Source organism: Paenibacillus sp. FSL H3-0286 (assembly GCF_045040705.1).
Classification (GTDB): domain Bacteria; phylum Bacillota; class Bacilli; order Paenibacillales; family Paenibacillaceae; genus Paenibacillus_AQ; species Paenibacillus_AQ odorifer.
On record NZ_CP150285.1, the window covers coordinates 4151425 to 4165003 of the forward strand.

At 42.7% G+C, this 13579-nt stretch carries 8 protein-coding genes; 4 read left to right on the forward strand and 4 right to left on the reverse strand.

The genetic code is table 11. The features are described 5' to 3' along the window. Positions 1-470 precede the first annotated feature (470 nt). A complete protein-coding gene (locus tag MHB37_RS18680) occupies positions 471-6332 on the forward strand; it encodes a bacterial Ig-like domain-containing protein (RefSeq protein ID WP_405168351.1) in 5862 nt (1953 codons plus the stop codon). 74 nt (positions 6333-6406) lie between these two features. On the opposite strand, the gene MHB37_RS18685 is transcribed toward MHB37_RS18680, so the two are convergent. Continuing rightward, entirely contained in the window at positions 6407-7186 is a 780-nt protein-coding gene (locus MHB37_RS18685) for a helix-turn-helix domain-containing protein (RefSeq protein WP_076194929.1), read from the reverse strand. A gap of 120 nt (positions 7187-7306) precedes the next feature. Here MHB37_RS18685 and MHB37_RS18690 point away from each other — a divergent pair, with 120 nt between their 5' ends. Continuing rightward, positions 7307-9223: a right-handed parallel beta-helix repeat-containing protein gene (locus MHB37_RS18690; protein ID WP_405168352.1), complete on the forward strand. Its 1917-nt coding sequence runs from the start codon at positions 7307-7309 to the stop codon at positions 9221-9223. Between the two features lie 247 nt (positions 9224-9470). Here MHB37_RS18690 and MHB37_RS18695 read toward each other — a convergent pair whose 3' ends face one another. Beyond that, complete coding sequence (locus tag MHB37_RS18695; RefSeq protein WP_076129716.1) at positions 9471-10637, reverse strand: hypothetical protein; 1167 nt, start codon at positions 10635-10637, stop codon at positions 9471-9473. Further along, positions 10634-10858, reverse strand: a complete 225-nt coding sequence (locus tag MHB37_RS18700; RefSeq protein ID WP_405168353.1) for an RNA polymerase sigma factor — start codon at positions 10856-10858, stop codon at positions 10634-10636. The genes MHB37_RS18695 and MHB37_RS18700 overlap by 4 nt, the downstream gene beginning before the upstream one ends. A gap of 268 nt (positions 10859-11126) precedes the next feature. Here MHB37_RS18700 and MHB37_RS18705 point away from each other — a divergent pair, with 268 nt between their 5' ends. Together MHB37_RS18705 and MHB37_RS18710 are read left to right on the forward strand one after the other, a co-directional pair. Continuing rightward, positions 11127-11957 carry a MerR family transcriptional regulator gene (locus MHB37_RS18705; RefSeq protein ID WP_076281665.1) on the forward strand — a complete coding sequence of 277 codons (831 nt, stop codon included), beginning with the start codon at positions 11127-11129 and terminating at the stop codon, positions 11955-11957. Between the two features lie 13 nt (positions 11958-11970). Further along, on the forward strand, positions 11971-12996 hold the full coding sequence (locus MHB37_RS18710; protein WP_405168354.1) for a serine hydrolase domain-containing protein: 1026 nt from the start codon (positions 11971-11973) through the stop codon (positions 12994-12996). A gap of 84 nt (positions 12997-13080) precedes the next feature. On the opposite strand, the gene MHB37_RS18715 is transcribed toward MHB37_RS18710, so the two are convergent. Further along, on the reverse strand, positions 13081-13470 hold the full coding sequence (locus MHB37_RS18715) for a hypothetical protein (RefSeq protein WP_405168355.1): 390 nt from the start codon (positions 13468-13470) through the stop codon (positions 13081-13083). Positions 13471-13579: the final 109 nt, after the last annotated feature.

The window sequence follows — 13579 nt, forward strand, 5'->3', positions numbered from 1 at the left end:
TGAATTTCCTCGTTTTCGCCACGCTATCGGACTCAGTTGTAGCTATTTACTCAAAAACACTGCTCTGATCCACTTTTTCTGCTCATTAAGAGCTATGCAGTCCGAAACTCAGGGAAAATGAGCGAATTAGCTGAAATAGCTGCACTACGGTCCGTAACTCCAATCGCGGGCGTAATTTTGGCTCAAACGGTCGCGGACTTCCATTGCGAGCATACTTACCGGCAGCTTCGGCACCCGTAACCACCACGCAGCGTACTAACCACCAGCAACAGACTCCGGAAACTCCACGTAAGTAGCAGAAGCAAAGGCATAAACCGGGTGTCATTAACTCAGATTATCCCTCTCCTGCTGCATAAACAGCGTTATATGGCGTATTGATTATAGCTGTACGCTTTAGTGATAACGTATAATTTCGGATGATCAAGCTTAGCTTTGGTCAAAATCGATCATATAAGGAGAGGTTTTAATCATTGAGAAAACAACAACGTTTGTTAGCCATGCTCGTAACCTTCCTGCTTTTGTGTTCCTCTTTTCCGTTATCGATGTTTGCAGAGGAAGCACCTGATCCTTATGAAGGAATGATTAACATTCAAAGTGAATGGCAAGGCAGCGTATTTGGTGATGTTGGGGGGCAAGACAAGATTACTGCGGCCAACTTTGGCATTACGGAGAACACGGATGGATCAGCAACACTGCGAAGCTCGAACGATAGAGGTAAAGTATCGGGCAGCACGGAAGGTATCGCTTATTACTTTAAAGAAGTTGATCCAAGTGTTAATTTTGAATTGAAGGCAACGGCTCACGTGGATGCTTGGACAGCCAATAACCAAGTTTCCTTCGGAATAATGCTGCGCGGCAATGTGTGGGATAACCAATTCGGAGCCTACTCTGGAGATTATGTCGCCGTGGGTGCTTTGGATCAAGAAATGAAAGCGTTTCATAAATTGCAAAATACAAGCCTACAGAAACTTGGGTACGTGTTTGATAACGCTAATCGCCCTGCCCAAGGAGAGAATTACGAATTAAGCATCAAAAAGACCGGAAATCTGTATATTGTCCGCATCGGCAATGAAACCAAAACGATCGAAAGCTTTGACGGCTCCATTCAATATGCGGGCCTTTATACTGCTAGAAATACTACGGTTACGTTCCGAAACATTCAATTCAGTCAAGAAGGCCAAATCGAGCTAGGACCTTGGGGCTTCAGCGCCTTCGGAGGCAATACTAGTCCAGCTAAGAACCCCGAACCTATAATTGAAAGTCCAACCTCTGTAACGATGACGACTTACGGCGGCAAAATCTCCAGCAGCGATGAGGGATTATCTTTTTATTCGAAAGAGATTCCTGTGGATGCGAACTTTGAACTGAAAGCGACCGCTTCAGTGATTGCTTTTAATAACAATAGTACTGTCAGCACACCTAACCAGAAATCCTTCGGTCTTATGCTCCGCGACAGTGTTGGAACAAACGGAGATGCAAGCACAAGCACTTCTAACTACGCGGCGGTCGGTGCTTTGGATCAGGTAATGAAAGGTTTTTATAAAAAAGATACCCAAGTGAAGTTAAATCCTTTTAGCGATATCCAGGCCCCGTCCGCAGGAGCTGTATATTCGCTAAGTATTAAAAAATCAGGAGATACTTATCGATTAAGTGTGGGTGATCAGACCGAAATCATAACTCTGGACGATACGTTCACAGATACTCTTTTTGCCGGAATTTATGTAGCTAGAGATGCAACTGTTACTTTCAGTGACATAGACATCCAGCTTGAATCCAAAATCGTAACCAGCTTAACCGCTGATACGAGCGCAATGACGAAAACCACTTATCTGGTTGGTGAACCCCTTGATTTGACTGGATTAGTCGTTAAGGCTATTTTTTCTGATGAGAGTGAAGCAGTTTTGTCTTCTACGGATTATATTGTTACAGGCTTTGATAGCAGCAAGGTTGGAGAAAATATCATAACCATTAACTACAACGGTGCTTTCGTGAGCATTCCTTTGCAAATCGTTCCATTATCTATGACCTCATTATCAGTGAAGTATTATCCAGCTAAAACCGTATATTACCCAGGGGATACCTTCGATCCAGAAGGTCTTGTTCTTGTTGCCAATTATAACGACGGCTTCCTGACCAAAGAACTGACCAGTGATCTTTATTCCCTCTCCATTAACGGACAACCGGTCAGCGATTTATTACCGTATCTATTTACGCAATCAGGATCCACAGCGGTATCCGTTACTTCAACAGAGGCGCCGGCAATCACAACGACCTTTAACGTGGAAGTAAAAGCAGCGACGTTATCCGCTTTAGAAATTCGAAATGAACCTAAACAAACACTCTACTATATCGGTGACTCCCTCAAACTAGAAGGACTTGTGGTTTATGCTCATTACAGTGATGGTACACAGATTCGGCTGTTGAACAATGAATACAAGGTCTCTCTTCTCGACACCACGACATCTGGGGATAAAAAAATCACAATTACGCATAAAGGCTTAACAACCTCTTTTCAAGTTAAGGTCAACGTTAAAAAACTACTTGGCATCGAAGTCACCAGCTATCCTAAAACTACCTTTTTTATTAACGAAAACTTTGACAGCAAAGATCTCTTCGTATCCAAAGTGTATGATAATTCAGATAGAGAGAAGCTAAACAGCTATACGCTCGACACTTCCAAGTTCAACAATCAGGCAGCTGGAGTGTATGAAATTGGCATACTCCCTACCGATTCTTCTATTATGCCCATTACGTATTCCGTTACAGTAAAAGAAAAGATGGAACCCGTTTGGAAAAGCATTCAATTCGGTCAGTCCACTTCAGCTGCTAACAATCAGACGATTGTCAACGAGGATGGATCCGCCCAACTGATCGCTTTGGAAGGCGGCGGTAAAGTCACCGAAGATCATGACGGCATTACCTTCTATTACACCGAGCTAGATGCTGCGGAAGATAATTTCGTGCTGTCTGCGGATATCCAAGTGTTGGCTTTTGCAAAAAATCCATATGACGGGCAAGAATCTTTTGGCATTATGGCACGTGACGTCATCGGCACACAAGGAAATTCTAGCGTCTTTGCATCCAATATAGCTGCCATCGGTGGTTATAGCGGCGGGACGAAAAGCGATCTGGGCACACAGCTTTTTGTCCGTACGGGAGTTGAAAAAACGGATGGGACTGGCAGTAAAGGGATTCAAACCATCATGCTTCAAAAAGAACGTCCTGCACCTGCCAATACTGTTCCAGCAGCACCTTACCATTTAACCTTAGCAAAGACGAATAGTGGTTTTACAGGACAGCTCAATAATGGCCAACAAGCTATTCATTTCACACCAGACATTCTAAGCGTACAGGATTCAAAAATGTATGTCGGATTCTATGCTGCTCGTTTAGCCACAATTAATGTAAGCAATATTCAATTAACAGTCACTTCAGCAGCTACAGATTCTCCTAAAATAGAACCACCTGCGACTCCCGTCACACCTAGCTTAAATATACTTTCACTAAGTAAAACCTCAGATCCAGCTTACCAAATGATTGTGCGCTCTAATGTCAACGGAACGGTGACGTTGAAGCAAGGTTCTACGATCATCGCTCAGGATATCGAGGCAATAGCTGGTAAACGTCTTTCTATTCCCACGAGACTTCTTGATCAAGGAGATACGAACTTCAGCATTACTTTTTTACCAGATGATACTCAGTATTTGACCTCTTATGAGAAGATCATCAGCAACTTTACCGTCACCCTAAAAAGTTATAACGAAGATGATGATATCTACGTATCCCCCACCGGATCAAGCTCCGGAGATGGAACAATCAATCTCCCACTTGATATCGATACTGCGATTGATTTCGTTAAACCAGGTCAGCATATTATTGTGCTTGAGGGTCGTTATGTGCGGAAATCACCACTTGAGATTAAAAAGTACAATGATGGCAAAGCCTCCGCCAAAAAGTATATAGAAGCAGCACCAGGAGCAAGACCTATCTTTGATTTTGACAAAAAAACAGAAGGCGTTCTCTTGAGCGGAAACTATTGGCATGTGAAGGGACTTGATTTCACTCGCTCAGCTGGGAATACCAAGGGCTTTACAGTGGGAGGCAATTATAACATCGTTGAAAATAGCCGTTTCTATGCGAATGGTGACACTGGTCTACAAATCAGCCGAACAGATGGTACCGCGATAGAACTCAGTGAATGGCCTTCCTACAACTTAATTCTCAACAGTACCTCCTTCGACAACCGTGATCCATCTGACAATAATGCCGATGGCTTTGCGGCAAAATTGACTGCGGGTGTTGGTAATATTTTTAGAGGTTGTCTGGCGCATAACAATATCGACGATGGCTGGGACTTATATACGAAAGCAGGCTCAGGTGCAATAGGTTCAGTGCTGATTGAGCACAGCGCCGCCTTCAACAATGGGTTCTTAACAGACGGAACCGTAGGTGCCGGTGATAAAAATGGCTTCAAGCTTGGTGGCGAAGGCATTCATGTCACACATACCATCCGCGATTCCATCGCCTTTGGTAATGGCGCTTATGGTTTTACAAGCAATAGTAATCCAGGTGTGATCGCCATCAACAACATCGGATTTAACAATACGCGTGGTAATATAAGCTTCACCACTTATGATCACATTACTGCAGACTTTACGATTGACGGTTTCTTATCTTACCGAACTGCCAACATTGCAAAAGACCAATATCCAGCTTCTTTAGCTGCGGACAATAATTTCATGTTTGACGGTACGCGATCGGCGAATAAATCAGGTTTAGAACTGAGTGATTCTAACTTTGTCAGCTTAAATCCTGTAGTCAATTACTCTCGGGATACTGACGGGAATATAATCTGGGGCGATTTCTTGAAGTTCATTCCTTTGGATGGGCCGGAACCAAGTCCGACGGCTTCTCCGAGTCCAACGGCTTCTCCAAGTCCGACGGCTTCTCCAAGTCCGACGGCTTCTCCGAGTCCGACTGTTTCTCCGAGCCCAACGGCTTCTCCAAGTCCGACGGCCTCACCGAGTCCGACTGTTTCTCCGAGTCCGACCGCTTCTCCAAGTCCGACCGCTTCTCCAAGTCCGACGGCTGCCGCGAGCTCAGGCAGTTCCGGATCATCGGTTGGAGATTCGGCCCCTACTATACTCCATTTGGACGGTAGCGTAAGTATTGAGATACCTACTACTATGAATGGAGAAAAAGCTAGCGCAATATTGACTGAATCTTCCTTACAAAAGATTATGGCTTTAGCCAAACCTAATTCCGCAGGCCACAAAATCCTAAGAATTCAGCTCGCAGAGGAACAATCGTCAAATGTTGGCTCATTTGAAGTCACTCTCCCTGCCGCAGCATTTCTTGTTGGAGCATCCACATTGCAGCTGGAGATCAATACATCACTAGCTACCTTTGTACTTCCGGATAATCTATTCCCGGCGAAGACACTGGACAATGTGAAGACGGTTACCTTGCTCCTCAAGCCTGTCGATACAACAGGAAGTTTAAAGAAGCAATTGGGTGAAAGTTTGCTTATTGATTACGAGTTACTTTTGGATGGTACAACAGTTCAATTAGAGAGTTTAAATTCGGCCATACAAATTGGGCTTCCTTATCCAGCAGCTGTACCTCCATTGAACAACGCCTTTATTGTAGTTTGGAACGTCAATGAGCACGGAGTCATCCAACCGGTAGTAGGCGGGAATTATGATTCAGATAAGAAGCAAGCTATTTTCTCAACAACAAATTCATCTGGACAATACGCCGCCGTTTACAATCACAAAACGTTCAGGGACATAACTGATTCTCATTGGGCGAAGTTTATTGTAGAAGTACTAACATCAAAAGGTGTCATTAATGGTGTAACAGAAACAGAGTTTAGGCCCGACCAGACTGTTACACGTGCAGATTTCGCACTTTTATTGGTTAGAGCTTTAGGTCTATCCGCAGCAGAAGGAAATAGCTTTGCTGATGTGTCACCTAACGATTATTTTTATGAGGGACTTATGACAGCTCAGAAATTAGGGGTCGTTACGGGCCAACCCGACGGCCTTTACCACCCTCATGACTCCATCTCCAGACAAGAAATGTTTGTTATGGCAGCTAGGGCATTGAAGGCTGCTGAGGTATGGGAATCGAATACGACCTCTTCCTCCCCCTCTGCATTAGACAGCTACACCGACCATAATCAAATTTCTAATTATGCGGCAAATGATATTGCAAAGCTGGTATCAGCAGGTCTTATTAAAGGAGACTCTCAGCAGCAGCTTACACCAACTGCCCATTCCACACGTGCCGAAGCCGCCATGCTGATTTACAGAATTATGATGCAAAAATAAAAAAAGAACTCCAAGACCACTATACTCGTGGTTTTGGAGTTCTTTTTATCCTCTTCCCTCCCCCCTTAAGTCTTCTAGTTCATTTCCTTATCAGGCGGATTGGAAACCCGATACCCTTTCGGTGATTGATGGGTGATTTTCTGGAAATTCCGATGAAATGACCGTAAGTTACTATAGCCGCAAAGGTTGGCAACTTCACCAATAGTCAGATTCGAGTTTTTTAATATATAACATGCTTGTGAGATCCGATAGTGATTCAAGTAATCTGTGAAGGGCATTTTCATCAGCTGGACAAATAGCTTTGATAAATACGGGTAATCATATTGCAGATGTTTTGCTACAGCTTTTAATGTGCAATCGGCAGAATAATTTTGTTCTACAAAAAGCAGGATTTTATAGAGCACCTTTGTTTGCGGGGACTGTTTGACCGGAGCAAATGATGTCTGACAGATCAACTGCGCGCATACACCATACAGGAAACTTTTCTGGCTATAAATTGAATCCAGCTTTGTACAATCAGGTTCATTCACAGCATGGAGAACATTATCATTTGGTATAAAGCTTTTATAATTCATGTGAAAATCACCTATCAATTCTGTGGAGAAGAGGATTACCATAATCTCCGAAAAATCAATCGTCTCAAATTCATGCATCTGATTAGGAAAAATAAAAACCAGATCATTTTTCTGTACCTGATAGCTTTTCCCATCAATGGTGATAGATAACTGCCCGTCTTTGACATAAATAATCTCAAATGCCCGATGAAAATGAAGTGGAAAATGATAGTTTTTCAATGGAATGAGTTTAAAGTAATCTTTTTCGCCGACACCATGTTTTTCAAAAAAGGGCCACAAGTAGATTCTCCTTCACGAAAACACTAATTTTGTCTTAAAGTGTACTATATAAAGTATAGAACTAACAACGTTAATTCCTATAATATTGGATAAAGTCAACCAAGCGGAGGTTATAGGACAATGGAATATCACGTATCAAAAACTGGTTCAGATCAAGGTCAAGGCACTCAACATAATCCCTTTTTAACCATCAATAAAGCGGCTTCAGTAGCTGTGGCTGGGGATAAGGTTATCGTTCATGAAGGGATATATCGCGAGTGGGTAAAACCGAGATACAAAGGATTAAGCGAACAAAGAAGAATTATTTATCAAGCCGCTGAAGACGAGCAGGTTGTCATAAAAGGCTCTGAGCATATACAAGATTGGCAGCAGGTTGAGAACCAAATATGGAAAGTGATCTTGCCGAACACGTTTTTTGGCAGCTTTAATCCGTATGTTGAGGAAGTGTCTGGCGATTGGCTCGTCACTATAGAGGAGACAAGACACTTAGGGGATGTATATCTAAATGGCATGTCTTTTTATGAGGTCAGTCAGTATGATCAACTGGCAGCTCCTGTCGAAAAGCTGGAGTTCAAGGATCTCTGGACACAAGAGATGGTTCCGGTCCAAAATCCAAAACAGACGACCTACGTTTGGTTTGCCGAAGTAAGCCCTGACCACACCACGATTTACGCTAATTTCCAAGGTGCCAACCCGAACAAAGAACTGGTAGAAATCAATGTACGCAGATCTTGTTTCTACCCTGAAGAAACCGGAATTGATTATATTACTGTAAAAGGTTTTGAAATGGCGCATGCGGCAACACCTTGGGCACCTCCAACGGCAGACCAGCCCGGACTGCTAGGCACTAACTGGAGCAAAGGCTGGATTATTGAAAATAATATCATTCACGATGCCAAATGCAGCGCTATCAGTATCGGCAAAGAAGCTTCCACAGGCCATAATTACCGCACCCTTCGAAAAGACAAACCCGGATATCAATATCAGCTTGAATCCGTCTTTACTGCTGAGCGTCAGGGCTGGAGCAAAGAATCGATCGGTTCACATCTTATCCGCCATAATACCATTTATGATTGCGGCCAAAATGCCATCGTCGGCCACTTAGGTTGTATTTTCAGCGAAATTCATCATAACCATATATACAACATTGCGACAAAACGGGAATTCTGGGGCCACGAAATTGCCGGGATCAAGCTTCACGCACCGATCGATACTCACATCCACCATAACCGGATTCACGATTGTACTTTAGGTTTATGGCTGGATTGGCAGACCCAAGGGACAAGAATCAGCAAAAATCTGTTCTATCAAAATCATCGGGATTTGTTTATAGAAGTAAGCCATGGCCCTTACATTGTTGACCATAATATCTTGACAGCTAAACATGCTTTAGAGAATGTAGCCCAAGGTGGAGCCTATATCAACAATCTAATCGGCGGCAGGATGGTTCATCGAAAGGTACTAAACCGGTCCACGCAATATCATCTTCCGCATAGTACAAAAATTGCCGGTTTCTCACTTATTTATGGTGGGGACGATCGGTTCTATAACAATATCATTGTTGGAAAAGACGGATGGACAGGCGTGGGCACATCACATTTCAATCACTACACCACCTCTTTGGCGGAGTATATCGAGAATGTCCATAAGTTACACGGTGATCTTGAGGAGTTTGAACTCGTTGAACAGCCTATGTTCATTAATAACAACGCTTACTTAAACAGTGCAGAGCCTTTCGAAAAAGAGAATGTAAAGCTGGTTGAAGAAAGCTTTGATCCAGAATTCTTTATTGTAGATCAAGGAGATGAGGGATTCCTTTCCATTGACCTGCCTGATAGCTTCGTTAACTTCTTAGGTGAAGTACATTCAACTGAAACTTTGCCGCGGGTGCGCATCGTGGATGCCGAGTTTGAGAATCCGGATGGCAGCAATATAATCCTGGATACAGATTTTCTGGATAACAAGAAAGAGAATAAAAGCACTTTAGGACCTCTTACACTTTTGAATAAGGGCAAAAATTATATTAAAGTGTGGTGATCGGTAAAGCAGGTGGCTAGTCCACCTGCTTTTTTCATTGCAATCATTGAGTCTGCTACTTATTGGCCTTAATCTTTTGAATAGATACTTCGTTTTGTTCTATTATGATTTGATATTCAACAATCTCTCCTGCTTTAAATTCTTCGTTAAATTCTTTACTGACCGATCAAAGAATTGATCTGAAGGTCATGGACGATAAATAAAACGAATATAGATAAGTCTTGTGAAAAGTTATCTGAATGATACTCTAATTCAAAATAATAATCCTGCCCGTGATTACACCCTTTTCATCTCTGGAAAATTGAAGTGCCCTAGTTTCTTTATCGTCCGCACTGAAGCTTACGGAATCCGAGTAACCGATTTGCCCTTCCTCAAACATATTTTGGACAAAAAGCTTAACACTCCAGTTATCGTATTCATAATTGAAAGCCCCTTGTTCATCAACACGCACTTCCTTTACAGATTCAGGGATAATCGTGCCGGTGGAGATTTTTTTCTTCATATCCTCTATTTTTTTAATTAGTTCCTTCTCATCATCATCAATAGAGGCAGCTGCATCTGTTGAAACCGCTGAATCAACTTTGCTGTCGGCAGAGGGTTCTTTCAACAGCTCCTGTAAATAGCTCTCAGCTTTGACAGGGTCAGCTTTGGTTGGGTCCAGCGGAAGTTCAAATAGAATAGCGGTTCCCTTGTAATCGTTATTAGCGCTAATTTCCCCTGTACTTTCATTATAAGCAAACGCATCTTTGCTGAAAAAAGAACTACCATTACTGACAGCTAGATATACCCCTCGGTCAGCGAACATCTCCACTCCATCACATTCAATCAGCCGGTACATAATTCCATCTATAACAGCCTCGCTATAGCCACCATTCATTGTTGTGATATTAACCTGCCATGGTTTTAGTCCCTTTATAAGCGGTGACACAAAGAATGGATCCTGGCCATACTCCGGTTCACTTGTAGCAGGCATGGGGCCACCGTCTATTCTGGCGATGGATACAACGGCATAGGATCTGTTTGGGTTAATATTCTGATCAGACTTACTCAGTTCTGAAAGACCTTCCCCCGAGACTATTCCATTCAACGTCACGTTATAATCACCAGATATAACCGATTGGTTGATTTCAACAGCATCCCTGCTTTCGAATGCTTTTGCCAGCAGTTGCTGGCCCAGATGCTCAGCAACCTGCTTGGGGCTAAATAGCTGTGTAGCTGCATAAGCCGTTAAAGACATTACAAGCGTGAATATAGCAACCATTAGTCCAATCGAAACTCTTTTTTTATAGGCTGGTTTCATTGGTTTAGTCTCCTTAAACTGTTGGATGATTCTTTCGTTTAATTCCTCTGTCGGCTCTGCTGTAGAAGCTAGCGCTTGCTTTAGCAGTTGATCCAACTTTTCGGAGTCATTCATTGGGATTCAACCTCCAAAATCTTTTTCATCGCCTTGCGGGCTTGGAAAAGTCTGCTTTTAACTGTGCCCGGTGGAATCCTTAGCGCTGAAGCAATCTCATCAACGGTCATTTCTGCGGTATAGTACAGATAGAGCGGTATTTTCAGTTTCTCATTCAGCCGGTCTGCGGCAGCATGAATCATGTGCCGAAGCTCCTGGGACAGCAATGCATCCTCTGGCATAACCTCTCCATCCTATTCCCCGCAAGCGTAAAACAAAATGCGTAAATTGCTTTGCCATGTAATTTTATTAGGTCACTCAACTCTTCAATTTCCAAGTAGGCTACTCCTTTCTGAATGGCCATTCACCTATATATTGTCGTAACCTTGGAATCGGTTCACTATTTTGCTGTTGACTTTGACCTTAGGGTAAGGTGTTAAGTAGAGCTAGAACCAAACATCGATGTTTTGGCTTGGAAGCTTAATTAAAACGAAAAAAGGAGATGACTTTTTGCTGTCGATTGGAGAATTCTCGAAGATATGCGAAGTTTCTACGAAGACGCTTCGATATTATGATGAGATCGGATTAATTCATCCCGATGAGATTAACCCTGAGAACGGTTATAGGTATTACTCCATTAAACAACTTAAAAAAATGCTTTTTATCAATCGTCTGAAAGGTTATTGTTTCTCGCTGGAAGAAATCAAAGACATTTTACAAGGGGAACAGAATCATTCAGAAGAGAAGCTCTACTCAGCCCTTAATCTCAAGAAAAAAGAAATACAGGAGAAAATAAGCGCTTATGAATACACCTTACAACAAATCAATAGTGATGTTTTAAATTTGGAGAAAGGTATTCCCATGATGTCTTACCTGAATGAGATAAAAGTAGAGCTTGTTGAAACTCAGCCTATGAATATTCTTTTTATGCGTCAGATGTTGAGCAGTGATGACTATGCGTTAGGTTATGGACATTATTTTAGCAGGCTATATGAAAAAATCGCCACGGAAAAACTCACTTTGCTCGGTACGCCAATAACGATATATCACAGCCATGAATATAATCCAGCCGGAAATGATACAGAGTTTGCTCTCCCCATAAAAGAGGGTGTAAAAGGTACAAGAGATTTGCCTGATGCCCTTTGTGCGAGATCTGTTCTTAAAGGCGCCTATTCAGAATTGACCTCGGTCTATGCTCAGCTGAGAGAATGGATAGAAAATGAAGGTTATGAATGGGTGAACTCACCTTATGAAATCTACTTAACGGACCCGACACAGGTTGCTGTGCCTGAGGATCTGGTTACCGAGGTCTATTTTCCAGTAAAGAAAAAAAATTCATAAAGGAGTACCTTTCATGCTCAAAAACAATTATCCAACTTCAGATTGGCAAATCTCAGCCCCCGCAAACTTAGGAATGGATGCTAATATGCTTTCAGAGCTAGAATCAAGGATCAAATCCGAGTATAGCAATATCAACGGGATTGTTGTGGTAAGAAATGGAACTATTGCTTATGAAAAATATTATAATGGCGCTAGCCCGAATGACACACATCATGTGGCCTCTGTAACAAAAAGTATCATATCCGCGCTCATAGGCATTGCCATAGAGGCTGGCTTTATTAACAATGCAGATCAAAAGGTACTGGAGTTTTTCCCGGACTATGTTCCAAACGCTGCTCAAGATCCGCAAAAACAAGAAATCACCTTACGCCATCTCCTGACGATGACCGCACCTTATGCTTTTGCAGATTGGCACGAACCGCTGGAGCAAATGTGTATGCAGCCTGACTGGGTAAAATATACGCTGGATATGCTAGGCCAACAAGGAACAATTGGGGATTACAAATATTCTACCGCTGGAGCACATCTGCTTTCTGCCATCATCACGCGCAGCACTGGACAAAGTGCCCGTGAGTTCGCCAACGAACGTTTATTTAAACCTATCGGAATGAATGAAATCCCGGATTATGAGATGAGCTCATTTGGGTTCGATGATTTGTTTGGGGTTAAGGTGACGGGGTGGGTGGAAGACCCCAATCGTATCACCACAGGAGGATGGGGACTTATGTTGTCTCCACGCGATATGGCGCGTTTTGGTTTATTATATTTGAACCGTGGACAATGGGGGCATAATCAGATCATTTCGGAGACATGGATTGAGGAATCAACAGCGATGAACCCTAATCATTACGGTTACTTGTGGTGGCTACGCGAAGAAGACGGGGTTTACACCTACTCAGCGTTAGGTGATGGTGGTAATGTCATTTGCTGCATTCCAGAAAAAAAACTTGTCGTAGCCATCGCCTCAGAATTCACACTTCAGCCTCGTGACCGGTGGCCTCTGATTAAGGATTGTATTATTCCGTCTGTTGTAGAGTAAAGAAGATAGAAAACATGCTGGTTGCCACTACTTCATTAACAACTAGGAGAGCAACCAGCTGTCTACACTCTAAATCATTTTGCTTCAAGGAAAAATAATATCGCCTTCGTTGCTGCTTACATCAAAAAATCCTACTTTGTGTTTTATAGCCAACTCCCGCATCGCCATATAAGCTTCCTCAGCTACAGAATAAGCGAAAGCTGCATAGATGACGGATGAGCCAAGTGAGTAGTCAGTCAACCGGTTATCCGTTCCGGCTTCCTCCATCGCCTCAAAAATCTCGTCCTCTACATTCATATTAGGAAATTGCTCAGACAACTCACTATAAAAGTGTTGCAACGCCTCCGATAAAACTGATGGATCATTATAGGCATGGTCTTCCGACCACTGCACTTGCTGCTCATACCACTCCATAAACGCTGCTCTCTCTTGCGGCGCTTTAGACGTCTCGAATGCCATCAAATCATAGCTCATTTAAAATCCTCCTCTAACCCACCCTAATCGTGCATTTTCAGTTCCTATAAATTGTTGGGCTGTTTTGATTATATATTAAAAATCATCAGACCCATACTATAGAATCATG

Excerpts from the sequence above, each read along its gene's own strand:
- MHB37_RS18710 (WP_405168354.1), top strand. The coding sequence starts at position 11,971 with ATGCTCAAAAACAATTATCCAACTTCAGATTGGCAAATCTCAGCCCCC.
- MHB37_RS18715 (WP_405168355.1), bottom strand. The coding sequence starts at position 13,470 with ATGAGCTATGATTTGATGGCATTCGAGACGTCTAAAGCGCCGCAAGAG.
- MHB37_RS18690 (WP_405168352.1), top strand. The coding sequence starts at position 7,307 with ATGGAATATCACGTATCAAAAACTGGTTCAGATCAAGGTCAAGGCACT.
- MHB37_RS18700 (WP_405168353.1), bottom strand. The coding sequence starts at position 10,858 with ATGCCAGAGGATGCATTGCTGTCCCAGGAGCTTCGGCACATGATTCAT.
- MHB37_RS18695 (WP_076129716.1), bottom strand. The coding sequence starts at position 10,637 with ATGAATGACTCCGAAAAGTTGGATCAACTGCTAAAGCAAGCGCTAGCT.